Source organism: Pseudomonas sp. FW305-70, from assembly GCF_058783925.1.
Map to the genome: position 1 here is coordinate 1 of NZ_JBYSYZ010000029.1, position 26,076 is coordinate 26,076.

At 59.6% G+C, this 26,076-nt stretch carries 16 protein-coding genes; 8 read left to right on the forward strand and 8 right to left on the reverse strand.

The window, feature by feature from the left end:
• Together AC3WN7_RS19900 and AC3WN7_RS19905 are read right to left on the reverse strand one after the other, a co-directional pair.
• Positions 1–3,365 (reverse strand): Ig-like domain-containing protein (locus AC3WN7_RS19900; protein WP_492575357.1); only part of this gene is annotated, 3,365 nt, incomplete at its 3' end.
• A gap of 248 nt (positions 3,366–3,613) precedes the next feature.
• Complete coding sequence (locus tag AC3WN7_RS19905; protein WP_172435749.1) at positions 3,614–4,021, reverse strand: hypothetical protein; 408 nt, start codon at positions 4,019–4,021, stop codon at positions 3,614–3,616.
• Positions 4,022–4,495: 474 nt separating this feature from the next.
• On the opposite strand from AC3WN7_RS19905, the gene mhpA reads away from it, so the two are divergent.
• From mhpA to AC3WN7_RS19940, 7 genes are all read left to right on the forward strand, one after another.
• On the forward strand, positions 4,496–6,154 hold the full coding sequence (mhpA, locus tag AC3WN7_RS19910) for a bifunctional 3-(3-hydroxy-phenyl)propionate/3-hydroxycinnamic acid hydroxylase MhpA (RefSeq protein WP_102674720.1): 1,659 nt from the start codon (positions 4,496–4,498) through the stop codon (positions 6,152–6,154).
• A 2-nt stretch (positions 6,155–6,156) separates the two neighbouring features.
• Positions 6,157–6,804, forward strand: coding sequence for a TetR/AcrR family transcriptional regulator (locus AC3WN7_RS19915; protein WP_102674721.1), 648 nt, complete (start codon positions 6,157–6,159; stop codon positions 6,802–6,804).
• 250 nt (positions 6,805–7,054) lie between these two features.
• Positions 7,055–7,669: a TetR/AcrR family transcriptional regulator gene (locus AC3WN7_RS19920; protein ID WP_095967171.1), complete on the forward strand. Its 615-nt coding sequence runs from the start codon at positions 7,055–7,057 to the stop codon at positions 7,667–7,669.
• An 86-nt stretch (positions 7,670–7,755) separates the two neighbouring features.
• Positions 7,756–8,847, forward strand: a complete 1,092-nt coding sequence (locus AC3WN7_RS19925; RefSeq protein WP_102674722.1) for a VOC family protein — start codon at positions 7,756–7,758, stop codon at positions 8,845–8,847.
• 175 nt (positions 8,848–9,022) lie between these two features.
• Entirely contained in the window at positions 9,023–9,979 is a 957-nt protein-coding gene (locus AC3WN7_RS19930) for a fumarylacetoacetate hydrolase family protein (protein ID WP_095967169.1), read from the forward strand.
• Between the two features lie 2 nt (positions 9,980–9,981).
• Positions 9,982–11,883: an acyl-CoA synthetase gene (locus AC3WN7_RS19935; RefSeq protein WP_102674723.1), complete on the forward strand. Its 1,902-nt coding sequence runs from the start codon at positions 9,982–9,984 to the stop codon at positions 11,881–11,883.
• Positions 11,884–12,033: 150 nt separating this feature from the next.
• On the forward strand, positions 12,034–13,353 hold the full coding sequence (locus tag AC3WN7_RS19940) for an OmpP1/FadL family transporter (RefSeq protein ID WP_102674724.1): 1,320 nt from the start codon (positions 12,034–12,036) through the stop codon (positions 13,351–13,353).
• A gap of 35 nt (positions 13,354–13,388) precedes the next feature.
• On the opposite strand, the gene AC3WN7_RS19945 is transcribed toward AC3WN7_RS19940, so the two are convergent.
• From AC3WN7_RS19945 to AC3WN7_RS19970, 6 genes are all read right to left on the reverse strand, one after another.
• Positions 13,389–17,804 carry a response regulator gene (locus AC3WN7_RS19945; protein ID WP_102674725.1) on the reverse strand — a complete coding sequence of 1,472 codons (4,416 nt, stop codon included), beginning with the start codon at positions 17,802–17,804 and terminating at the stop codon, positions 13,389–13,391.
• A 38-nt stretch (positions 17,805–17,842) separates the two neighbouring features.
• Entirely contained in the window at positions 17,843–18,997 is a 1,155-nt protein-coding gene (locus AC3WN7_RS19950) for a response regulator (RefSeq protein WP_102674726.1), read from the reverse strand.
• A 238-nt stretch (positions 18,998–19,235) separates the two neighbouring features.
• Positions 19,236–20,042, reverse strand: coding sequence for a lytic transglycosylase domain-containing protein (locus AC3WN7_RS19955; RefSeq protein WP_102674727.1), 807 nt, complete (start codon positions 20,040–20,042; stop codon positions 19,236–19,238).
• 645 nt (positions 20,043–20,687) lie between these two features.
• The gene (locus tag AC3WN7_RS19960) at positions 20,688–22,181 is read right to left on the reverse strand and encodes a DUF1254 domain-containing protein (protein ID WP_102674728.1); all 1,494 of its coding nucleotides are present in this window, start codon (positions 22,179–22,181) and stop codon (positions 20,688–20,690) included.
• 48 nt (positions 22,182–22,229) lie between these two features.
• Complete coding sequence (locus AC3WN7_RS19965; protein ID WP_102674729.1) at positions 22,230–23,684, reverse strand: DUF1254 domain-containing protein; 1,455 nt, start codon at positions 23,682–23,684, stop codon at positions 22,230–22,232.
• 173 nt (positions 23,685–23,857) lie between these two features.
• A complete protein-coding gene (locus AC3WN7_RS19970) occupies positions 23,858–24,487 on the reverse strand; it encodes a LysE family translocator (RefSeq protein ID WP_095967161.1) in 630 nt (209 codons plus the stop codon).
• Positions 24,488–24,936: 449 nt separating this feature from the next.
• On the opposite strand from AC3WN7_RS19970, the gene AC3WN7_RS19975 reads away from it, so the two are divergent.
• Entirely contained in the window at positions 24,937–26,058 is a 1,122-nt protein-coding gene (locus tag AC3WN7_RS19975; protein WP_102674751.1) for a CaiB/BaiF CoA transferase family protein, read from the forward strand.
• Positions 26,059–26,076 lie beyond the last annotated feature (18 nt).

Consider the following 26,076-nt stretch of genomic DNA (forward strand, 5'->3'; position numbering starts at 1 on the left):
GTCACGGTTTTGCCTAAGGCCGACTTGATGGTCGCCGTCGGGGCAGCCGACGGGCCGCTGCCGACGGTTGTCACCGCGATATTCCAGCGCGCGCCTGTCGGCGTAAGCGTCAGGGTGGCGGTGCCAAGGTTCACCGTGCCGGTTGTGGTCGTGGCGGTCGCCGTGATGCTATTGCCCGTGCCACGGGAGGTGGTGCCGGACAGGACCCAATACCAGCGGCTGCTGCTGCGGGCGGTGACGGTGGCGCTGGTAACGATCAGGTTCTCGACGACCCCTGCCGAGACCGCCACGGACACCGTCGCCGGTGGCGATTCCGCGTTCCTGGCATCGCTGGCCCTATAGGAGAAGGTCGCGGTGAACGGCGCGGGGACCGTGGCCGGTGGTGTGTAGATCACGCGCAGACCGTCGGTGCTGACCACGCCCTTGCCGGAGTCCGGTTGCTCCAGTCCCACCACTTTGAGTGGCACGTTACCGTCAGGGTCGGTGTCGTTGGCCAGCACGTTGATGATCACCGGTTGGCCGGTGTTACTGATGGCGCTGTCGGGGTTGGCAATCGGTTTTTGGTTATCGCCGTCCTCTTCACGTCTATCGCCAGTGCGGAAGGTCGGCAGCGCAGCGGAATTGACGTAGGTGACGCCGTCCCATCCGGGCAGGGGGGTTGGCATCAACTGGAACTGGCCGGGGTGCTCGACATCCCAGCGCAGCAGCATGGAGGTGTCCTCGTGCTGGGTGTTGTGGCAGTGCTCCAGGTAGGTCCCGGCAAACTCGCGGAAGCGGATCGCAATGTCCACGGCCTCCGTACTGTCGATGCCTTCGCCGATGAGATAGACGTCCTTGCGCGCCCATTTTTCCCATTCCGGCGGCGCCTTGCCGTCACGGTTAAGAATGACGCCTTCTTCGAAATGCACGTGCACCGGGTGGCTCCAGCCGTTGCCGCCGTTCCTGATTTTCCACACTTCCAGGGTGCCGTCGCCGGAGAATCCGGCAGGGGTCGGACCGGTGGCCAGTTGCGGAGCGGCGCTGATGATCCGAGGGTCCATCTGGAAGCCCAGACCGCCGTCGGTCTTGATGGTCCAGGGTTCTTCGTCGGTACCGTCGGAACGGCCGAAGATGAACTCGCGATGCCGCGCGGCGTTGAGCTTGGCCTGCACCACCGGGTCGTCACGGTTGAGGGGCAGCGGGATCATGCTTTTACCCGCCGGCTTGCCCGGCTTGGTGGGTTCGAAGTCGGCGGGGTTCATGCTCACGTCCTGGCCGGCATAAGGCTGGACCACCATCTGCATGAACTTGCCCACCGCCGGGTCGCCGTTCTCCCATTGCAAGCCGTTACTGCCCAGCTTGAGCACCGCCTTGTACTTGCCGGACAGGACATCGGCCAGGCTCAGCGGCAGACTTTCCGGCCCCTTGCCGTCGTGGTGCTCCATCAGGTTGACGAAGTACAGCTTGTCGCCAGTCCTGATCCCGTATTTCGAGAAGTTGACGATGATGTCGAAACGTTCGGCGATACCCATGGAGGGCAGGATGGCGTTGTGGTCCTGCAGGTCGCCGTCAGCGTCCAGATCCATGCTGCCGTCGAACGGCACGGCATGTTCCATGAGGTTGCCGTCGTTGGCGATCAAGTGGAACGGCACGCGGGTGTAAGACAGGCCGGAACCTGTGGGGCCAGGGAATTCGCCACCGGTGCCGATGATTTCACGCACCAGTGCGATCCTGAAGAAACGTGACACCGAGCCGTTGAGGATGCGGAAGCGATAGCTGCGCGCCCGCACGTTCAGGCGCGGCTGGTACTGCCAGTTGACCAGCATCTGGTCACCGAGAAAACCATCGGTGTTGAAGGGGTTGAACCACAGTTGGCCGTTCTGATCCCAGGCCTTGTCGGCCACAACCAGGTTCACATCGTAGTCGCGGTTGCCCCAGGGCAAGGCCGAGCCGCTGGGCAGGCGCAGATTGACGCCGTCTACAAACGCTTCGTTACCGCGATCCAGGGCGCTGTAGTAGTTCATCATCGTCGCGCTGCCCTTGTAGACGTTCTGCGCGGTGAAATCGAGCATGTGGTCGTGGAACCAGTGGGTGCTCATGGTTTCGCGCCAGTCGCCACGAATCTTGATGGTGCCGTTGTTGCAGGTCTTGAGGCCCGGCGTGGCATCGTTGACATACAGGGTTTCCCCCGGGGAACAGGGGAACGCCGCGCGGGGATCCTGGGCGCTGGTATTGATGCTGTCGTAACCAGCCAACTGGATCGGCCAGCGATAGTCGTAGTACTGCCCCGGAAAGAAAAACGCATTGGCAAAGCCGTCGCTTTCGGCGGGGGAGTGGCCGTTGTGTTCGTGGGTACTGAGGGTGTGCAGGCCAAACCCCATGTTGGCCGATGGATCGATCGGCAGGGCGTTATAGTGACGCATCAGCACCGCTTGGCCGTAGCGCACCATCAACAGTTTTGGCGGAAAGGTACCGTCGAAGGTCCAGAGCGCCTTGTGATTCTGGATCGGCATGTTGGGATGAAAGCGCGTGTCGATGCCTTTGGTGGTGCCCGCGATGATCGGGTTGTCCGAGGTCTGGTTGTAGAGTCCGCCTGGCCCGAACTCACCGACCGCATAGTTGTGCAATTGCCGACGGTCGCGCATGCCGCCGTTGAGCTTGGCGCCTGCTTGGGCGGTCTTGAAGGCGACCTGTGGGTAGAACTCGTTCCAGCGCTGGTGCGACCAGCCTTTTCCTGGCGGACGCCCCTCGGCCGGCGAGCCGACCGGATGGCGGTTGAGGAAGGCTTCGATCTGCGCTTTCCACGGGTTGCGGTCCAGCACGTTGGAAAACTGCGACGGAAACGGGTACAGCCCGGGCTGGCGCATGAAGGCTTCGAGCGCCGCGGCCGAAGGACCACTGCGGGCGATATTGTTCGGATCCTGCTGGGGCGCCGGACCGACGATCGGTACCGGGAAGGTCAGGGTAGGCGGCGGCAGCGTGGGGTCGAGTTTTTCCGTGCCGAACTCTTCGAACAGCAGCAATTGCTGAGTGTACGGCTGCGCCCCGAACAACGGGCTGGGCTTGCCGTTGGTGGGGATTTTGAACGAGGTCTGCAGGTTTGGCGGCAGTACGTTGTCGACCGTTGGCGTGGTGCGAGTGCCAAAAACGCCATTGGGCAGGGCAAAGGCGCCCGTGTTGGCGGGTGGCATGGCCTCTATGGCTTCCAGCGCGGCCTTGGGGTCGGCCGGTGGGTTGGTAAACGCCGAGGGGTCTGTCGGTGGTGGCGGGCCGAAATCATCCAGCGGCGCGGCTTCTGCCATGGCCAGGGTAAGGAACATCGCACAAGGCAGGCTTGATTTGCGCAGTAAGCCGAAGGAATCGCAAGGTGGAGTCGCGCGTTTCATTTTTCACCCCTCGCGTGATGTCCCGTCGTTTCAATGGCCGGGACGAACTGTTGCGGGTATCAGGGGGTGTGCAACTAATGAGCCACTACCTTGGGATAAAGAAAAAGTTCAATGCAATTAACAGGCAGTTTTTGTGTGTTTTCAAGCCAGAGAAGGGGAGTGGGGAATATTCCTCAGGTTTGGTGGTAAACGCCCGGCTGGGTGGGTGTAGTGCCCCATTTATGGCGGTAGCAGGGGCCCGGTTTCCCTTAAAATAGCCTGGTGATTTCATTCAGGATCCGATCCTGGGTTTGAGTACTTGGCCTGTGGCGATAAGCTACTGCGAGAAAAGCAACGCCTTCGTAGTCGCAGCGAATCGCAAAAGTCATGCCTTCACGCAACCCATAGACTGATCTGTCTCCGGCTTCAACAAAATACCTCGCTTTTGTAAGCGCCGCTCTGGCGTGCTGAAGGCAACCCGTTTGGCTAAGTGAGTGTTGCAGCCAACTGGTTGTGATTCGCACAGACGACGTCTCGCTGTCATCGACAGGTGGTCGAGTAATTTCTTTGGTCGCTGCAGTCATGTTCTCGTCGCTGGTGCAAGCGGTCAGCCCCATTGAGATAACACCCAGTAAAAAACCAGAACGAACTCTTGAATGCTTGAGTGGATTTCGCATGGTGGGGCGTACCTGTGATGATCTGCAATGAATGAAGTGTCAGGCCGCATTTGCCGGTTTCAGTGCTGCCCTCAGGACTGCGGGTCGAACCCGAAGACGCGCAGTTCCTGGTCGCCCAAGGATGGCCGCCCATTGCAACCGCGCCGTCAGCAGAGACGAGTATGGGCGGTACGTCGTCGATTCCGCCGCCGAAGACGTAGAGACCGGCGTTTTTCGCTTCATCAATCACAGCGCGTTTAAAGGCTAGCGCATTGGGCCACCGCAAGGCTGCCGCTTGTCGGCGACAGCGCCTGGCCGAAAGCTGCCCGTTGCGAAGGGCTGTTCGGCATGCCTCCCGATGTGGTCTGGCAATGGCTCGAAGCTAAAAATGAAAATTACGTCAATATTGAAATATTCATCAATATTGCATACCTTGACCCTGCCTGACGATGAGACCTGTGCGCCTCACGACTTCAATCACAACAAGGGCTCGAGATGAACAACAACAAGAAAGTTTGCGAATTGCCTTCCTCCACCGTCGATGTACTGATCGTCGGTAACGGTCCGGTAGGGGCGACAATCGCGGCGCTGCTCGGCCGCTACGGGGTTACGACCCTGGTGCTGGACAAGCTCCATGAAATCGTCCTGATGCCTCGTGCCATTGCTCTGGACAATGAGGCCCTGCGCATCCTGCAACTCGCCGGATTGTCGGAGGACGCTTTCGAGAAGATCGCTATCCCTGAAGTGAGGATGCACTCTCCGGTCCTCGGGCAATTCGGTCGAGCCGATACTCAAGGGTGCATCGATGGCCATCCCAAGCTTGTGACGTTCTATCAACCCGACCTCGAACGAGCGATGCGTGGCCAGGTTGCCCGACTCAAATCAGTGACCAGCCTGGGTGGTTTCGAGCTGGAGAGTCTGGTTGAGGAAGCGGACGGCGTGGTCGCCACCGTACGGGATGAAAATGGGCAGTCGCATGCCGTTCGCGCCCAGTACCTGATCGGAGCGGATGGTGCCAGCTCCAGGGTCAGGGCTCTGATCGGCCAGGAGTTCGAAGGGCAAACCTATGCAGAGGATTGGCTGATTGTCGATGCCAGGAACCGGCATCAGTCAGCCATCGATCACATCGAGTTTATCTGTGATCCACGACGGCCCACGCCGCACATGCCCGCCCCCGGTGGCAGGGAGCGCTGGGAATTCATGCTGCAGCCCGGCGAATCCCGGGAGGAGCTGGAAAGCCCGGAAAGCATCGCGCGGCTCATTGCGCCGTGGGTCGATCCGCAGGAACTGGAAATCGAGCGCCAGGCGGTCTATCGATTCCACGCGCGTTGCTGCAATAGATTCAGCAAGGGACGTACTTTCCTGGTCGGCGACGCCGCACACATCACCCCTCCTTTTGTGGGACAAGGTCTCGTAGCGGGCCTTCGTGACGGCGCCAACCTTGCCTGGAAACTGGCTTGGGTTCTTCGTGGCCATGCCGCGCCTGCGATACTCGATACCTATGATGCAGAGCGCCGCCCGCATGCCCGGGCCATGATCGATCTGGCAAAGCTCATGGGCCGCCTGGTGATGCCAAAGAACAGGATCGCCGCATTCTTCATCCACGGCCTGATGCGCACGCTGGCGTTGACCCCCGCTACCAGAAGGTACTTCGAGCAGTTGGACATCAAGCCGAAAAACATCTTCAAGCACGGCCTGTTCGTGCAGCATCGCAGGGGTGACAAGTTGGTCCGTGGCAGCCTGTTTCCCCAGGCTTGGGTTCGCACCCTGCAAAAGCAGATCAAGCTGAGCGACGATGCACTGGGAGACAACCTGACCCTGGTTGGATTCGGTGTTGACCCGTTGTCGCTGCTCACCACTGATCAGATCGTTTCCTGGGAAAAGATGGGGGGGCACTTCCTGGCGGTCAGACCCCGTGGTCAACGCTCCGGCGGCCGTTGTGACTTCATCGAAGACATGAACCATGACATCCTGCCGCTGGCTGCAAAAGGAACGCTGGTCGCCGTTCGCCCTGACCGTATCATCATGCATCACGTCCCTGGCACAGAGGCCAGTAGACTCCTAGGAGACTGTTGGGGTCTGCTGATGAGCGATGACGCCACGCCTGACCGCGTTTCCATTACTATCAATGAGCCCACCCGCTTGCGAGCTTGATCATGCCTTCCCCCACACTTTCTTTAGAAGATGCCGCGCCCCAACCTCTTACCAGGGGCTACAAGAAGCGTGAGCGCACCCGTCGCGGCCTGGTGGACGCGGCGTTGCGTCTGGTTGCACGCAAAGAGGTGGGGGAGATCGCACTGTTGGAGGTGGCCGCGGAAGCGGAGGTATCCAACGGGACCATCTACAACTATTTCCGCACGCGCGACGAAGTACTGGAGGCGGTGGGCATCGCCATGGCCGCCGAGTTCTCCGATGCCATTTCCGTGTTGACCTCGGACGTGCAGTGCGGCGCGCAGCGGCTTTCGATTGGTGTTCGCATGTTTATCTGTCGGGCCGCTACCGACCATCAATGGGCAAATGCGCTGCTGCGCATCATCCATTTCGATCAGGCAATGCGCTCGCGCCTGGCCACCCATGTCCTTGACGATTTGCGCGAGGGGCTGCGTGCGGGCACTTTCGCCTACGTGGACGAAGGCGTTGCCCTGGACATGGTCTTGTCATGCACCACTGGAGCAATGCGCGCGGTTGTCGAGGGCCGTGCAGCGCTGGAGCACGATCTGCGGGTCAGCGAAATGATTCTCCAGGCGCTGGGCGCAACACCTGCCAGAGCCAGGAGAATTGCCAGCAAACCGCTTCCCGCCTGATCGGATGTCATCCCGACGTTGCCAGTGACTATCAGGTCGAAGCCACTGCCCGAAAATGCTGAACATGCATGTTCATTTGCCTGCTGTGCGAAGAGCTCACTTTGAGCCTTTTATGGCTTCGTACACCCTGTTTTCAAGAGTTATAACGCTTTTCATGGGGATTGACGGATTTAATTCAAAAACCACTGTTGACGCCAATTGAACACGCGTGTTCAATTGGCGTCATAAAGGTAATCCTGGAGAGAGAACCGTGGAATCCCTGAATCCAACGCAACGCCGCCTTCATCAAGCCGCTTTTCGCCTGTTCGCGGAACGAGGTACCTCGCAAGTGAACATCCTGGACCTTGCACAAGAGGCCGGCGTGGCTCGCGGAACGGTCTATAGCAACATCGACAATATGGAAAGCCTGTTCGAGGCAGTTGCCGGGCAGCTTGCGGCGGAGATGCATGAGCGCGTCAGCAAGAGCTTCAACTCCCTGTCCGACCCCGCTCAGCGCCTTGCCAATGGCATCCGGTTCTTCATCCGTCGAGCGCATGAGGACTCCCAATGGGGGGCCTTTATCCATAAGTTCGCCATGAGCAACCCGGCATTGCGTGAAATGTTCAGCGGCCAGGCGACTACCGATCTTCTGAACGGACTTTCCAGTGGGCGTTACACCTTTCGCCAGGAGCAATTGCTCTCGATACTCACGCTGATATCGAGCAGCGTCCTCGGCTCGATTTTCCTGGTGCTGGAAGGGCATAGAACGTGGCGCGAAGCGGGCTCTGACACGGCCGAGCTGGTGCTGCGGGCATTAGGCATTCCACCGCAAGAGGCTCGTGCGCTGGCAACCTCGGAGTTGCCGGTACTGCCGTCTCCAGACTGATCACGTAACCCACTCGACCCGATAACACCCCCTGATTTTTCAGGGGGCGGGATAGCTTTGCCCTAAAAAACCGGGAAACAAAAACAATGACCCACAAGAAAGAACCGCACCGGCTGGCGACACCGCAACCGGCCCGGCATCCACAGCCGACAGTGAAGGCGCAGGATCTGACGCACCTGATCTTTCAACGGCCGGACCTGAACCAGGCGGCGTGCTTCCTGACGGACTTCGGCCTGACGGTCGGTCAGCAGGACGCCGACACGCTCTATCTACGCGCTACTGAAGCGAGTTCCTACTGCTACCGCGTCCAGCGTGCCGAGCAGGCACGGTTTGTCGGGTTCGGTCTGGCTGTCGAGTCTCTCGACGATCTGGAAAAGCTGACTCAAATCCCGGGTGCGTCATCGATCGAGAAGTCGGACCATCCTGGTGGCGGGTATTGCGTCCATCTGAAGGATCCTTCCGGTTTCATCGTGGAGGCTGTTTGCGACCGGACGCCAGCCAGACCTTTGAAACATCGGGCGCCTCTATCCTGGAACCTGGCGCAGCAGCAACCGCGAATCAACGCCACACAACGCCCGCCGATCGCTCCGCCTGAGGTACTCAAGCTCGGTCATATCGTTATTGAAGTGGCCGACTACCAGTCGACCTGTGCCTGGTACACCCGGCATTTCGGATTTATTCCCAGTGATGTGCAGGTACTGCCCGACGGCTCGCCTATCGTCGCCTTCATGCGCCTTGACCTCGGCGAAACGCCCGCCGCCCATCATACGCTCGCGATAGCGCAGGGGTTCATGGCTGCCTATAGCCATAGTGCCTTTGAGGTCGTCGATGCAGATGCGGTGGGCATGGGGCAGCGCGTCCTGCGGGAGCAGGGGTGGGAACACTCATGGGGGATCGGTCGGCACATTCTGGGCAGTCAGATCTTCGATTACTGGCAAGACCCATGGGGCGACAAGCACGAGCATTACTGCGACGGGGATGTGTTCACGGCCACTCGGCCTACGGGCATCCATCCCGTGAGCCCGGAAGCAATGGCGCAGTGGGGGCAGCGCATGCCCAAGCGTTTTACCAAACCCAAGATGAGCTTTAGCAACATGCGAGCGCTGGTCCGCAACCTGCGACGCAGCCCGGACTTGACGATTCGCAAGTTGATCACGCTGATGCGGATGTTCGGGTAGAGCGGCCGCCATGTCGGGCATCGCTACCCGGTATAGCCGGCGAGACCTACTCAAAGCCGGAGCCTTGATCGCCAGCGGCTCGTTGATCTACCGCGTCGCCAGCCCACTCTCAGAACAACACCACAGTTCTCGCGCCGTCGAGCGCGGGACAAACGCTGCCCCAGGAGTACCTTCAATGTCCGCTGTACACGTCGTCCGCTTTGAGTTTGAGAACGGTATCCACTGGGGCGTGCTGCGCCAAGACCGTATCACGATTGTCCCGGGCACTTTTGAGACCACGGGTGACTTCATCTGCCAGAACAGTATCGACGACCTCGCTCAACTCGAAGGTAAGCAGTTGGAGGCGCACGAAGTGAAGCTGCTGTCGCCGGTGACCCGCAACCAACAGTTCGTCTGCCAGGGAGCCAACTACCGGCAGCACATGATCGAGTCGGGCATGGACCCGGATGCGAAGAAATACAACATGATGTTCACCAAGGCGACCAGTTGCCTGGTGGCCGCAGACAGCGTTCTGATCAAGCCGCGCACCGTGCGTTTCCTTGACTATGAGATCGAACTCGGGCTGGTGATGAAACGCACAATCAGCGGCGCAGTGACCGTCAATGACGCCAACCTGCATGAGTTCGTTGCGGGTGTGGTCATTGTCAACGACTACTCGGCACGCGACATCCAGATCCCTCAGATGCAGTTCTACAAGGGCAAGAGCTTCCGTACTTTCGGCCCGGTCGGTCCGTATCTCTGCCTGCTGGATGCCCAGGACATGCATTACCTGAAAGCCTTGCAGTTGCGCCTGACGGTCAACGGCGAAGTCCGACAAAGCGACAGCACGGCCAACCTGGTGTATGGCCCCGCTGAAACCCTGACCGAACTCTCCACCGTCCAGGATCTCGCCCCCGGCGACCTGATCGCCACCGGTACGCCTGCGGGATGCGCACTGACCATCCCTTCGCCGGCCAAACAGCGCATTGCCGCCCTGATGCCCGAAGCCACCAAGTGGAAGCTATTCCTCAAGGCGCAGGAAGGACGGACGCAGTATCTCAAGGCAGGCGACGTGGTCGAGGCGCGCATTCGCAGTGCCGATGGCGTGATCGACCTGGGTGTGCAACGCAACCGAGTCGTAGAGGAGGCCTGAAAATGATGGTGCGATCTCTGGGCGACATTGAACGTATTGAGCAGGTCCCGCTGGCAGAGCGTGGCCTGGCTTCAAGCACTTATGAAGCACTGACCCGGACAGCCGGGCTTGGCCCCAACGCGCCGGCACTGAGTTTCTTCGCCGACGCTACCCGTTTCAGGAACACCCACCACTGGAGCTATGCCGAACTCGTCAAAGACATCACTCGCGCGGCGAATGCCTTCCACGACCTGGGCATTACCCCGGGTGAAGTGCTGGCCTTCATCCTGCCCAACCTGCCGGAAACCCACTTCACCATCTGGGGGGGTGAAGCGGCCGGTATCGTCATGGCGATCAATCCGCTGCAAGAGGCCAAACAGATAGCGACCTTGCTGCGGGCCGCGAACGCCAGCGTGGTGGTAACGCTCGCGCCGACTCCGGGCAGTGACCTGTGGCCCAAGCTGGCCTCAGAGCTTGATCAACTTCCCCAGATCAAGCACGTCGTGTGGGTTGGCATGGGGCCTTACGTTGATGCAGCTCAGCGTGAATCCCTTGAATCCCTGGCAGAAAAAGAACGTGAGTTGCACAAGGGCGCCACGATTCACGAACTACGCACGCTGATGGACGCTCAGCCAGGCACGCACTTGAAGAGTGCCCGGCTGTTCAGTCCGGAGGATCGTTCCTCTTACTTCTGCACCGGCGGCACCACCGGCCTGCCCAAGATAGCGATGCGTACCCATGGGGCGGAGGTGTTCAACGCGTGGGCCATGGACACGCACATGCAGCCACACGGGAGTGGCCAGGTCATTTTCTGTGGGTTGCCGCTGTTCCATGTCAATGCACAGCTGGTGACAGGCCTGATGCCTTGGAGCCAAGGTGATCATGTCATCCTCGGCACGCCGCAGGGTTATCGCGGTGAGGGTGTGATGCCACGCTTCTGGGAGATGGTTGAGTACTTCGGCATCAACTTCTTCTCCGGTGTTCCAACCGTCTATTGCGCACTGTTGCAAAACGAGCTGGAAGGCCGCGACCTGTCCAGCCTTCGTTATGCCATGTGTGGTGCCGCGCCGATGCCGGTCGAACTTTTCCGGGCGTTCGAAGGCCGGACCGGGGTGAAGATCCTCGAAGGTTATGGACTCACGGAGGGCGCGTGCGTGTCCTCGGTCAACCCGGCCCATGGCGAACGCTACATCGGCTCCATCGGGTTACGGATTGCCTATCAGGACATGCGCACAGTCATGCTCGATGACGCTGGAGAGTATCTGCGCGACGCTGACCCCAACGAAATTGGCGTGATCACCATCACGGGTCCGAACCTGTTCGAGGGCTACGTTGAGGAAAGCCATAACCGGGGTCTGTGGATTGAGATCAATGGTCAGCGCTGGCTGAACACGGGCGATCTGGGGCGCCAGGATGAAAATGGCTACTTCTGGCTGACCGGGCGTAAAAAGGAGCTGATTATCCGCGGCGGCCACAATATCGATCCCAAGCAAATCGAAGAGGCGCTGCAAGCCCACCCAGCGGTGGCGTTGGCGGCGGCCATCGGCAGCCCGGACGCCTATTCGGGCGAAGTGCCGGTCGCCTACGTGCAACTGCGACCAGGCCACGTCTGCAATATCGAAGAACTTGAGCAATTTGCTCAGCACCACATCAGTGAGCGGGCGGCCATTCCCAAGCGGATCGAAATCCTCGAAGCACTGCCATTGACGGCCGTTGGCAAAATCTTCAAGCCCGCCTTGCAGCAGCGCGAAATAACCCGAGTCGTTCGGCAGGAAGTGCAACGCATGTGTCTGAAGGACATTGCGGTCGAGGTCATCCAGCATGAACAACGTGGGTTAGTCGCATGCATCCGCGCCGGAACAGATCAAGCGTCTTTGGCCCTTCTTCTAGGTCGCTATAGCTTTCAGGTGGAGTGGCTCAAATGATCCCGGCTTCGTAAGTCCGGCGTCTCGGCCCTGGTAGTTGTCAGCCAGGGCCTTTCACAACTTCGATCAACGCCTGCCGGCACTGCCAAGTGCACCGGAAGGCGAAGCTTTGCCTGCACACCAATCAATAAAAACAATTCGAGGTGGGAAATGAAACTGAGCAAGCGTGCAACCCCGTGTCTCTCAGCTGTGCAAGAAGTGTCTTCCTGGATCAGATTCACAGGTGCCGCGGTAATACTCAGCGTTTCAACAAGCGCAAGCGCCAATGGCATTGCCCTTAACGAACAAAGTGCAAGCAGTGCGGGAACTGCTTATGCGGGACGGTCATCTTCCGCGCTGGACGCCAGCACCATCTTTGGCAACCCAGCGGGCTTGACCAAACTGAAGCGCAGTGAGATTTCCGGCGGAGCCGCGGTTGTCTCGGTGAGCGATGACATCAGCGATGCGCAGAGCAGTGCTCCGGGAACGAACAAAGGGGACTCGGTACCGTTGGGCGTTGTGCCCTTCGCCTATATGTCGACGCCGCTGGATGATCGATTTTCGATTGGACTGGGTCTCTATGCTCCGAGTGGTCTGATCAATGATTACGAGAGCAGTTTTCAGGGCCGCTACCATGGCTCCTATAGCACGACCAGGGAAATAACCCTGCAGCCCACCATTGCCTGGCGGATCAATGATTACCTATCCATTGGTGGTGGACCGACCATCAACCGTTTCAATGCAAAACTTCAGAACTACCTGGCCACCGGCGCCCTGAACAACGGCGAGGACACACGGGTCACCATCAAAGGCGATGACACGGCACTTGGGTACAACGTCGGCCTCCTGGTTGACTTTACCGAGGCTACCCGTTGGGGGATTAACTATCACTCGAAGGTGGACTATGAACTCGAAGGGCATACTGAGATTTCCGGCTCCCCGAGCGTTGTCCCGCTGGACGGAAAGTATGACAACAAGATAGACCTCACGATGCCCGAATCCGTGGACACCTCTATCACCCATCATTTCAACAGTCGCTGGACGGGCTACCTGGGGACCACCTGGAAACGTTGGAGCCGGATCAAGAAGGTCGAGGCCGTCAACAGCGGTCTTACCCCCTTGGGCCAGGCGGCTGGCCTGGGGCATGTGATCGAAGAAATGAACTGGCGGGACACCTGGAGCACCGCCGTTGGCGCCTCGTATCAATTGAACCAACAATGGCTGCTGCGCGCGGGCTACGCCTATGATCCTTCGCCCATCAGAAATGCCGATCGCAGCGTGCGCGTTCCGGTTGGCAATCGCCAGGCCGTGACCCTGGGAGGTGCTTATTCGCCGAGTCCGGATCTGACGATAGACTTTGCTTATGGTTATCTCTGGGATTCCAAAGTCTCGGTGAGGCAGTCGAACAACTCCGGTCTTCAACCGCAATACAGTGCCAACTACCGCAATAGTGCGAATGGCATTTCAGTGCAGGCAACCTATCGGTACTAAGCGACACCAGGTTCCTTGCTGTCGGTGCACTCCGGTCATTCGGGGGGCAGGGCGGAGCGTTCGATTTCCCCTTGCAGCAACGCCAGGGCCCGATCGAAGTCGAAGCGCTCAAGCTGCTGCGCTACCCGGCTCAGACGCCTGGCCAATGCATCACCGAGAGACAGCCGCCGTAACTCATCAAGCGCCTCAATGGCTGCGGTGTCACTCTCGGCCAATAATTGCCCGAGCCGGGTGAGCCGGTCACTGAGCTCCGCCTCGGGCTGCGGCGGCTGCGCCCCTGAAGCCGTTTGCTCCTCGGGCAAAAGCGCCAGCGCGCTCAACACGGGTTTCAAACACCGCCTGACTTCGGTCAAGTGAGCTTGCACGCCATCGCTCGGCTCGCCAACCCGGCACGCTTGCTCCAGCCGTGCTGCAGCCTGTGCCAGCGCCCTGGCGCCGATGTTCCCCGCGTTACCACGCAACGTGTGAGCCATGCGAACAGCCGCCGTCGGATCGGCATCGGTGATTGCCGTTTTGAACTGTTCGACAAAGTTATTCTGGGTCGCATGGAATGTGCGCAACAGTCGCAAGTAAAGGGTCGTCTTGCCCGAACAGGCAGCCAGACCGGCGACCTGATCGATACCTGCAAGCTCGGCGGGCAACTGTCCGGATGTCTTGGCAACGGTCACCTCCCGCGCCCGGCCCCCGCGCCCGGGCCGTGGCTTGATCCACCTGGCCAGCGTGGCGAACATGCCGTCTACGTCCAATGGCTTGGACAGGTGGTCATTCATGCCGCAGGCCAGGGCGCGTTCGCGGTCCCCGGCCATGGCGTCGGCGGTCATGGCGATGATCGGCAACGCCGCGAGGTTCGATTGCTGGCGAATCCTGCGGGTCGCGGTATAGCCGTCCATCACCGGCATCTGGCAGTCCATCAGCACACCGTCGAAATCGCTGTCCCGGGCCAACCTGTCCAGTGCCTGTTGGCCATCATCTGCCAGCTCGAGCTCGATGCCTGCCTCTTGCAACAAGTCGCACGCCAGCTCCCTGTTCAGTTCGTTGTCCTCCACCAGCAACAGGCGCGCCCCCTTCAGGCGTGCCATGTTGTCAGCGCTCTGCTCGTTGCGCTCATGGGCGCGGGTACCGGTTTGCGGCACTTTGCCGAACACTGTGCCTATGGCTTCCAGCAAGGTGGACGGAGTGACCGGCTTGGTCAGCACCACCGGCAGATGGACGTCCTGGTGCCTGGCCTGTTCAAGTAACTCCTCGCGATCAAGGGCGGTGACCATGATGACTGACGGTGTGCGGGCCAGGTTGGCGCAGCGCATCTGGCGGACCGTCTCCACCCCATCCATGCCCGGCATCCGCCAGTCCATCAGGACCAGGTCGAAAGGCAGTGAATCTTTCTCGGCCTGCGCCAGCATGCGCAAGGCCATGCGACCACTTTCGGCGACGTCCACTTCGACACCGAAGCTGTGCGCCATGCCCGAAAGAATTTCCCGGGCACTGGCGTTGTCATCGACCACCAGCACGCGGATGCCCAGCAGCTCATCGGCGGTGAACATGCGTCGCGCAGGAGCATCTGCCTGCATGTCCAGACTCACGCAAAAGTGAAACGTCGAACCACTTCCCAGCACACTTTTGACCCAGATGCGGCCTCCCATCATCTCCACCAGGCGCTTGGAGATCGCCAGTCCCAGGCCGGTCCCTCCGTACTTGCGAGTGGTGGAACTATCGGCCTGGATGAACGACTGAAAAATTCTCTGGCATTGCTCTTCGCTCATGCCGATGCCCGTGTCGCGCACCCAGAAATGCAGCTCGGCCTTGCCCTCGTCACTCCCGAGGCGCTCGATACCCAGCACGATTTCACCCTGTTCGGTGAACTTCGTCGCGTTGTTGCCCAGGTTGGCCAGGACCTGGCCCAGCCGCAGCGGGTCGCCAATCAGTGCGGTCGGCAGATCGGCAACCGTGCTGTAGAGCAGCTCCAGGCCTTTATCCTCGGCCCTCAGGCCTACCACATTGGTGAAGTTCTCCAGCACGTCTTCCAGGCGGAACGGAATACGCTCCAGGTCCATCCTGCCGGCTTCGATCTTGGAGAAATCGAGGATGTCGTTGATGATCCCCAGCAGGTTCTCCGCCGAGCGATGCACTTTCACAATGTAGTTGCGTTGCCGGTTATCGAGGTGGGTGCGCAGCGCCAGGTGACTCATGCCGATAATGGCATTCATCGGCGTGCGGATTTCATGGCTCATGTTGGCGAGGAATTCGCTTTTGGCCCGTGTCGCCTCTTCGGCGATCTCCCGGGCGTGCTGTACTAGCGCCTCGGCGGCCTTGCGGTCGGTGAAGTCGTAATACCAACTGGCGCTGATGTTGCGCTCACCGAGTGTCAGGGGGACGGCCGAGAGCAAGACCTCGAAACGCTTTCCACCATCGCGCTGCAGGCTGGCCTCGAAGTTTAAAACCGCGCCCTTGGCGGCCGCGTCCAGGAAGCGGCCGCGCGCTTGTGCATCGCACCAGAAGCGACTCTCGTCCATCTCGCCAAGTTGCTCGCGGCTGACGCCGAACAGGCCCTCCAGCTCCGGGTTGCAGTAGCTCAGGCGGCCATCATCGCCACGGATCAGCATGGCCACCGGACTGCTGTCCAATACTGCACGCAACTGCGTTTCGCTGGATTTGAGTGCCGCTTGCATCTGCCGTCGCTCGCTGACATCGCGAACCGAAGCGCAGATACAGGTGCCTCGCCCCTCCAGAAGCGGCAAGTGCGACAGGCCGATCTCTACGGAAAACTGGCTGCCATCCTTGCGAAGGCCTTTGAGGTCGTCCAGTTTCGCGCCCATCTGCCGGGTGCTGCCATGGGCGATGAAACCATTGCGCAACGTCACATGCCGACCGCGCGCCGCATCAGGCACCAGCCGCTCGATGGTCTCGCCCACCAACTCACCCGTGGCATAACCGAACAGCGTGTCCAGTTGCGGGTTGGTCATCAGGATTTCGCCCTCGGCATTGATGACGATCATGCCGTCCGGTGCCGCCTCGAGGATCGCGCGATACCAGGCCTTGGTGGCACGCAACGCAGTCTGTTGTGCCTCCAGTTCCTTCGATTGCAGCTCAAGCCGCAAGGCCTGCTGACCCATTTCGTCGGCCTGGCGCCGGGTCTCGATCAGCAAGGATTGCACCGCCAGATGACGCTCCATCACCGCCAAGGCCCCGGCCAGGCGTGGCATGGCCTCCTGCAACAGCGACTGTTCACGGGCCCCCAGCGGTTGATGACCCGCCAGTTCGAGCACGCCGAGCAGACGTTCACCACGCAATACCGGCTGCACCAGCAGATAGCTGGCCGGCACTTCACCCAACTGCGAATGCAACCGTCCGAGCGACTGCGTCAGCCCCTGCAATTCACGGGGCGCACGATCCAGGGCGCATTGCCCTAGAAGGCCGGCTCCCAGAGCCACCGTCGGCGCTGGCGGGTAATCAGGATCGGTCGCGTAACCGCCAATCAGTTGCAGGCTTTCATCTTGCTCTTGCACGCTATAGAGCACGCCTCGGCAGATGCCGAGCATGCTCGCCATATGGCGCAAAAAGACCTGGGCCAGCTCCCGTGGCGTTTCCGCTTGTGGCAAGTCAGCCTGGAGTTGCTCGGTTTGCGCCTTGACCCAGCGTTGGCGTTCCAATTGTTGCGACTCGGTCTGCAGCGTCGCGATGGCACGCGCCAGATCACCGGTTTCATTTTGCAGATCGGTATGGGGAATCGTCCCGTCCAGTCGGCCGGCGGTCAGCTCGTCAACGGCGGCGCGAACCCGGTAAAGGGGCAGGCGAATCGAACGGCTGATCAACCAGCCCATCAACCACGCCAGTGCCAGGCCACCGAGCAGTAATTGATAAGTGAGCCGGGTGCTGCGCCCGGCAAATTCTGCGATCTGTTTGGCCGTGTCATGAATGGACGCCTGTTTGATTTGCGCCATCTGCTTGAGCAAGTTGTCCCCTCGCTCATCCACCCCCTGGAACCCGACGCTATTGATCAGCCGCAAGGCTTGCGCTTGCTCCCCTTCATCGGCCAGTTCCAGAGCTGTCTCACCGTCGTGCAGCAAACGCTTCAACAAAACCTCGAAGGTGGCGAATCGCTCTTGATTCTCCTCGCGCCAGAGGGTCGGTTGTGTTTGCAGCAACGCTTCTTGAAGATGTTGTCGAGCCTCACGAAATTGCTCGACGCCCTTGCTACGATCATCTTCGCTGTTGCTGCCGACGGCATGCTGCAATCCCTGCATGAGATGCGACATCTGCACCCGTGCTTCCTGCAAGGGTTCGATGCCCGCCAACTCATGCTCGTACAGCCTCTGCATGTCCGCTTTCAACAAATCCTGGGTACGCAGGCTCTGCACGCCGAGCACCAGAACCAGCGCCCCTGATGTCGCAAAACCGAGGATCAGCTTGATACGAAGAGGCAGACGTTCCAGCAGAGCGAGCACTCGGGTCATGGCCATTCCCGTTGATGAAAAACCGGCGTGTTGAACGTTCAGGGTTTCTGGGTAGTGCGATGCAGGTCGACCAGCCTGGCCATGTCCTGATCGCTGTCCGCAAAGCGCTCGGCAATGAGATGGAATTGCTCGGCATTGGCCAGGAACACATCACAGACGTCTGGATCGAAATGGCTCGCGCGCCCCTGCCGAATGATCTGCACGGCCTGGTCGTGCGGCATTCCTGCCTTGTACACACGACGACTGATCAGCGCGTCATAGACATCCGCCACCGCCATCAATCGGGCGCTCATGGGGATTTCTTCGCCAACCAGTCCCTGCGGGTAGCCGCTGCCATCCCACTTTTCCTGGTGGCTGTAGGCGATTTCCTTGGCCATGCGCAGAAAGTCCACCGAAAGGCCCAACTGATCCTCGGCACGCTGAATGGCATCGCGTCCCAGGGTGGTGTGGGTCTTCATGATTTCAAATTCTTCCGGGGTGAATCGCCCCGGTTTAAGCAGGATGTGATCAGGAATGCCGATCTTGCCGATATCGTGCAGCGGTGCCGACCTGAACAGCTGGCGGATGCTGTCATCGTTCAGAAATTGACTGAAACGCGGATGATCACGCAGCAGTTCGGCCAGCAGCCTGACGTAATGTTGGGTGCGACGGATATGGTTGCCCGTCTCGTTGTCGCGGGTTTCGGCCAGTGAAGCCATGGCCTGGATCGTGACGTCCTGAATGGCGATGACCTCACGGGTGCGGCGCTGGACTTCCTGTTCAAGGAAGTCGTTCTGATCGCGAAGGAAGTCAGCCGCGGCCTTGATCTTCAGTTGGGTCTGCACCCGGGCCAGAACCAGTGGCGGACTGATCGGCTTGGTGATGTAGTCGACCGCGCCCAGCTCCAGGCCCTGGATTTCGTTTTCCATTGACGCCAGTGCAGTGAGAAAAATGATCGGAATTTGGCGGGTGCGCGGATCTTGCTGCAGCAGCCGGGCGACGTCATGACCCGACAACCCCGGCATCATGATGTCGAGCAGGATCAGATCCGGCAGTGGATTGTTTTGCAGCACGCGCAACGCCGTTTCGCCGCTGTTGGCGGCCTTGACCCTATACCTGTCCTTGAGCAGGTCGGTCATCAGCATCAAGTTGTCTGGCGTGTCATCGACCACCAGAACGGTGGCCGCAGGATAAACATCCTGTTCAATTCCCATGTCTTTTGGCTCCGCTGCCCTATGAAGGACTGCGCAAAGTCCCTCCATTGCAGACAAGCGTAGCTCTATTCATGGCAATTGCTGATGGAGAACCAGGGCCGCTCAATAGCCGCCCCCGGAACACACGACACTACGAAACACCCGCTGAACGATTCAGCCAATCTGTTGCATCGACCGGTTGAACCCACAGCCAATAGCGACCGGTGAGTGTGAGCGTTCGCTTGAGCCATTCCCGGTACTAACGATGGTTGCGATAGCGTTCGGTCAAAGACTGCACGAGGGTGACGTAGGATTGCGTCTCGGCGTAGGGAGGCACCCCGTTGTACTCGACCACGGACGCTTCGCCGGCGTTGTAACCTGCCAACGCCAGCACCTGGTTGCCGTTGAAGCGCTTGAGCAGCCAGGCCAGGTAGCGCACGCCACCACGGATGTTCTGTCGTGCGTCGAACGGATCGTCGACGGCGAAGCGCTCTGCGGTGGCGGGCATCAACTGCATCAGCCCCTGGGCGCCGGCTTCGGAAATGGCGTAGGGGCGAAACGCCGATTCGGCATGTATCACGGCGCGGACCAGCGCCCGGTCGACACCATAAAGACCCGAGGCGGCTTCGATCTCCCGCCGATAGGATTGGGTGTCCAGGCGCAGTGAGGCGACCTTGAAATCCTTCGGTGCCCTGCACAGATAGCAGCCCTTGATGAAATAGAGATCAATGACATCGACCCGTGCGGAAATCCCGACGGGGCGCCGGCTCACATATTGACGAACACCCCTGTGGATGAAGGTGAACACCCGAACCCGCACCGCGCCTGAGTTGTCGTCCTGCACAAGCCGGGGCAGGGCCTTTGCCTTGGCGCCGATACCGGCGCCCGCCATGCCATTGAGACGAGTGCAGCGGGCGCTGGCGATGGCTTGGCTGGTGTAGCTGATGGCTCCGTCCCTGGCCTGGCATTTGTACATGGCGCTGGCGCACAGTGGAGCGACCAGCAAGGTCAGCCCGATGCAGCCAAGAAGGCTCTTGCGAGCCCATCGCCATGCACTGGATTTCATCACATCGCTCCGCGCCGCAGGCGCCAATCAGGCTTGGGGCGCCTGGCCCGGGCGCTGCCGTTGGAGGGCTTGTTCCGGGTGGCCCGCCTTTTGTTTTGATAGTTATACCCCTTGTTACCGGTCTTGGAACTTGCGTTGACGTACGGGCTGCTTGCGACCCAGGCTGACAATCACGATGCAATCCCACACCCGTTACGCAATAGCTGAAAGCGTATGATGGTGAGCCTTCATTACTGATAAGGCCTGCTCAGTAGTGCTTTCTTCCGTCATCCTCAGGCTGGGGTGCAACTGGTGAAGGGAACCATTGAAAAGGGAGAAGCACCAGGTCAAGCAGCCATGCAACCGGTTTCCTGCTGCTCAAGCATCAAACTGCGCCAAACGATCACTGGCGGTTCAATGAACACAACGTCCGGTTGCGGCTCTTGTTTTCGCGACTCTGGCGAGGTCACCTCGGATGATGACCGCTGAGGCAGTGAAAGTTGCTCAGCCCCTGCGGTTAGCTGACCGAGCGATCCGCGTTATTTACAGAATATGGAAGCTGGGACTGAATAAGTCCAAGCATCGGTGTCGATCAATGAACAATCTTCACTCTGCTCTAGCTTATTCACATGGCCCCGCTGAATCACGGGGCAATGCAGTTCATCGTTACTGTTTGATCAAATCACTGGGCTTCCAGCTTTGGTCGAAGAACGCTTGCTTGGGACCATACAAACGTACGATCACCAGGAAACCTTTGCCCGGTACGGTACGAATCCAATTCTTGCCCGTACCTGGTGATTCGGGGCCGAAGTAGAGGTCGGTCGAGCCATCGCTGTTCTGCGCCGGCTTGTCCATCTGGTTGAGCGACGGGAACGGCTGGCCGTTGTCCAGGCCCGATGCCGTCAGGTTGTCGTAGGCAGTCACCGACCAGAACAACGCCGCCGGCACATTGGCGGGCAGGTTGAGCTTGTAGGTGTGGGCGCCGTCGAGGAACTTGCCGTCGGCATCGCGGGTGGTGGCGGGATATTTGGCGCCGGCGCCGACCATGTTCATCACCATGCCCGGGCTGTCCGAGTAGGCAGAGGTGAAGAAAGCCACACGCTGCTCGAGGTTGGTGAACGTGCCGCTGGACTGGAACTCGGTGTTTTCCCCGGCGAAGGTGTTCACGTACTGGCGATCTGTGTAGTACAGGCCGCCCGGCTCTTTCATCAGCAGATGACTGGTGACCACCTTGCTCATCTTGAACGCGGTGCGTGCCGCCTCATCCAGCAGCTTGCGCCGCTGTGCATCCGGGGCGAAGGCCTTGCCCTTTTCGATGCCGATGGTGTGCAGGAAGCCGCGCATGTCCATGTCCGCCGGGTCGACCGCTTCGGCTTCAATGAAGCGCGACAGCAGATCGAAGTACCGGCCGTCCTCGGGGAACAGCATGTTGATCGGTGCGCCGGTGGCATCGGGGAACTGCATCGGCAGCGCCGAATCCTTCTTGCCCAGCGGATAGATCTTGGTGCGCTCGACCTCGGCCACCGGCACGCTCAGGTCTTTCGGGTCCTTGAAGAAGGTGCGCCAGAACAGGAACACGTTGTTGGTGCGCGAGCGGTAGACGAAACCTTCGGTGGGCTCCGGGCCGGTGTAGCCAGGCGGCAGCAGCACATAGGTGCCACCCTTGCCTTTGTCGGGGCCGGCCAGGCCGACGTCGCCGCGCCAGGTCTTGCCGTCAATGGTCGGACCGACAATCGGCCGCTGGAAGAAATCGTCGAACATGCCCTGCACGCCGGGCGGTGCTTCAACCACCAGCGGACCGTATTTCGCCAGGTCCAGATAGCTCATGGCGTAGACCAGGTCGGAGTTCGGCGTGGTCACCAAGGTCTTGGCGTTGATGCGCTTTTTCCAGGTCGGCAGGATGTTGTAGCCGGCGCCGAATTGTTTCTCCGACGCCTCCTTCATCGACCAGATGTTGATGGCTGGTAACGACCAGAGATACGACTGCACAGCACGCTGGAAAATCAGCTCGTCGATCAGGCTGCGGGCGGTGGCCTCGGTCGGGAAACCGTTTTCGAAGGGCTGGTTGGCCAGCTCTTCGTAACGCGTGGCGGCATCGGCGACGCCGCTCAGGGAGACCGCCACTGCCAGGGCGGTCAGGGTGTTACGCAAGCTGCTCATGGGATGTCCTTATGTGGCGCAGTTTGAAGATAAAACCCGGCGTGGTTTTCAGTTGAGCTTGACCACCGCTGGCGGCGTCCACTGGCCGTTCATCGCAGCGGCTTCAGGCCAATAGGCGCGTACGTAGAGGGAGAAGTCGGCGCCCTTGGGCGCGGGCAGCCAGTTGCTTTCCTTGTCGGCACCCGGGGATTCGCTCTGCACGTACAGCGTCAGCGAGCCGTCGGCATTGGGCTTGAGCGATTTGTTCTTGGTGCCCAGGGAATAACGGCCCAGCGGGTTATCTGCGAAGAAATGCTGCTCGTTATACAAAGTCAGCGACCAGAAACCCTTGACCGGCGGTAAGGCATCTTTAGGGAAGGTCACGCTGTAGCGCTGGCCGCCATTGAGGCGTGTTCCGGACTGATCCAGGTCCTGGTAAAAGTACTTGGTCTCGATCTGCTTGTTGACGAAGATGTTCGAGCGGGCCACCGCCGTGCGCAGGAAGTAGTCGGTGCCGAACGCGGCGCCGTTGTCGATGGTGCTCCAGTGATTGGGCAACTGCTTGCCATAGTTGCGGAACTGCAACAGCGGCTTGACCACCTCTGCATCAGACTTTTGCGCCTCGTCGATCATGGCCTTTTTCAGCTCCGGATCACGCTGGGCGATCTGTGCCAGTACCGACAACTGCGCATAGCGTGCTTCTTCGCCGGGCAATGGCTTGGCGTCCTTGAGGAGTGCCGGCAGTTCATCGAAGAATTTTTCCGGGAGCACCCAGCGGGTTTCTTCGGCACCTGCCGCTTCTGCCGGGAATTTCGGCGACTTGCTCCAGTCACGCTGCTTGAGCTTGCCGTCGTATTTGGACACCGGGTACATATCGATGCCGGACAGGTACGGCTGGATCGCCTTGCGATCCTCGGTTGTATCGTCCTGGAACACCCGTGGAATCACGAAACCGGTGTTGGTCTTTGCGCGGAAAACCTGAGTGATGCCCTCAGGCACCTTGCCGTTCCAGTCCGGGCCAACCAGCAGGTAGAAACCGGGTTTGGTGCCGTACATTTTGCCCAATTCGGCAAAACTGTCGGAGCGCAGATCCACAACCTGATACACCCAGAACCGGTCGCCGAAATCCGGTACCTGCAAGACCACCGGCTCCAGATCCAGCGCGATGCTGCCGGCGCCGTAGACCACGTCCTGGTTCGGGCAGGCCACCAGGCGTTCACCCGGCGAGATGTAATCGGTGAGCATCGACAGATGATTGATCGGCGCCACGGGCACGATGCCGCCCATCAGGCCGGCTTGCGGCAGATCCTTGAATTTTAGCCGCCGGTTATAGATGTTGGCCATCGGCCAACCCCAGAAATACGCTTCGCGCGCCATCATGCGCACATAGGTTTCGGTCACCTTCACATCGGCCTCAGGCCCGGACACCTGAGCCACCGGCTCACTCTGCGCCTGCACGGCAGTCGCGCCGAGCAACATCGCCGTTGCGAGCAGACAAAGGGTGAAAAGAGGGGGCTTGTTCATGAAGGCGCTTCCTTGCTTGGGCGTTTTATAGAGACGTGTTCTTCGCTGTAATCACATTTAGAGAAATCTATCAGACGAAAAGGGTGCGACCAAGAAGAGGCGTGAGCCAGGTCATGTTGTTCGCCGTTGCTGTCCGCAAGAAGATTATTGCCAAACTGGCGTGCTTCGAGCCTTCAAGCCGACCGGTTGAGCATTAGCAAACGTGCTGCCAGAGCAGTCATTACCGCAGCAAAGGTATAAGCGCCAAGGCGTTTAGAGATTATGCCCTCGCGGAGACGACCATGCAGTTGTCCACTGAAGAGTCCGAGCAGGGAGTGGAAGATCAGTGCGATCAGCGCAAGCAATAATCCTAAGAATATCAATTGCGAGGTAACGCTGCTGCCACCCACGGTGACGAACTGCGGCAGGAATACCATGAAGAACAACAGCGCTTTGGGGTTTAACAGACTGTTGAGCGTGGCTCTGGTAAAGATCTTGCGCATCGAAGCCTGTGTTGCTTGAGCATCCGTATCGACAGGAGGAGCCTTCAATGCTTGCCAGGCCAACCACATTAGATAACAAGCGCCTGCCCACCGCAGCAGGTCAAATGCAGGAGCCCAACTCATTACCAGTGCGCCAAGACCCGTGCTAACAATGATGGTCATCAACACATCGGCCAGGGTTATTCCCAGAGCTGCGGCAATACCCGCGCGCCAGCCGTGGGCAACTGCATGGCTGGTGACGATAGCCATGTTAGGGCCAGGCACTATCAGCAACAGCAAGGCTGCAACAACGAAAAGGTAGAGATTAGTGGCGTCCGGCATAAAAAATACGTCCTTCGGGAAGAAGTTATGCTAACCGGTGGTGGTTAGGCAGACGCAGGTACAGTGGGGGTAGATTTGGCCATAACAGTCAGACATGAAGAGAAGAGAAGAGAAGAGAATCTGAAAACATGTCGACTGGTTGAAAACAAAGTCAAAAACAGCCCTTGGGAGAGCGTCCGCTTTTGGCCGATTCTGTTGTCACGAAGGGCAGCTGTCGATTCATGGCTGCCCATCGCATAAGGTAAAAAACGGCCAGAAGCGGCCGCTCAAATATGTCTACAAATCTTGGGGCGATTCAGTTGAAGTTTAATGCAAACGTCTTGGGTTGTGCGGCTATAGGCAGCGCGCCGTCTCCTCCATAGGCTTCCCTGTCGCCATGATCTCCGGCCTGTCATAGACAGGGTGGGCCTTGCGAGTGAATTGAATTGCGAATACTGATGGGGAAAGTGATGGGACCATTAGCCGGGCTGAAAATCGTAGAGTTTGAAGGGATAGGGCCGGGGCCGCTGGCGGGAATGCTCCTGGCCGACATGGGCGCCGAAGTTACAGTGATTGCCCGTAAGGGTGGCGTCGCCCTCACAAAGCAATTGGGTGGGGACGTCGATTTCGAAATCCTCCAACGCGGGAAGCATCGGGTAGTCGTCGACCTCAAGCAGCCGGAAGGGGTCGCCCTGGCTCTGGATCTGTTGGGCGAGGCCGATGCCCTGATCGAGGGCAACCGTCCCGGTGTCATGGAGCGTCTGGGGCTCGGGCCTGAACAATGCCTGGCGAAGAATTCGCGCCTTATCTACGGTCGCTTGACTGGTTGGGGGCAGGACGGCCCCTTGGCCCAGGCCGCGGGTCATGATCTGAATTACATAGCACTGACCGGGTTGCTCGGTCTAACCGGTGGGCGCAGTGATCCGCAACGTCCCCCGGCGACCTTGGCTGGGGATGCCATTGGTGCTCTTGGCATGGCTTTCGGTATCGTTTCAGCAGCTTTTGAGGCGCGCAGTTCAGGCAAGGGGCAGGTCGTCGATGCAGCGATCGTCGATATGGTTGCGGTGCTCGGTTCAATTGCGCATTTCATTCATGCCGCTGGGCAGATCGGTGGTCCGCAACCCAGCGCGTTCTACGATTCGCCATTCTATGACCTGTTTCAGTGCGCCGACGGCGAGTGGGTCTCCTTGGCGCCGTTGGAGCCTCACTTCTATGCGCAGCTGATGGAGCGGTTGCAACTATCGGATGTCGTGGTCAAGGCTCAGTATGACGTTGCTCAGTGGCCAGCGCTCAAGGAGCGCCTGACCTCGATGTTCCGCAGCCAGCCGCGTGCGCACTGGTGCGCGTTGTTGGAAGGCAGTGATGTGTGCTTCGCTCCCGTGCTTTCACCCATGGAAGCGGCCGTTCATTCGCACAATGTTGCACGCAATATTTTTCAGACTCAGCCGATTGTCCAGGCCAACCCGGCGCCACGCTTTTCTCGTACCCCTGGTGCGATTCTTCAAATCGATCGTCAGGAACAAGCACCGCTTTTAGCGACGGTGGCAGTAGAGCGGCTGGAGCAACTGCGTCGGTCGGGAGTGTTGGCCTGAAGGCTGCCTTTCGGAGCA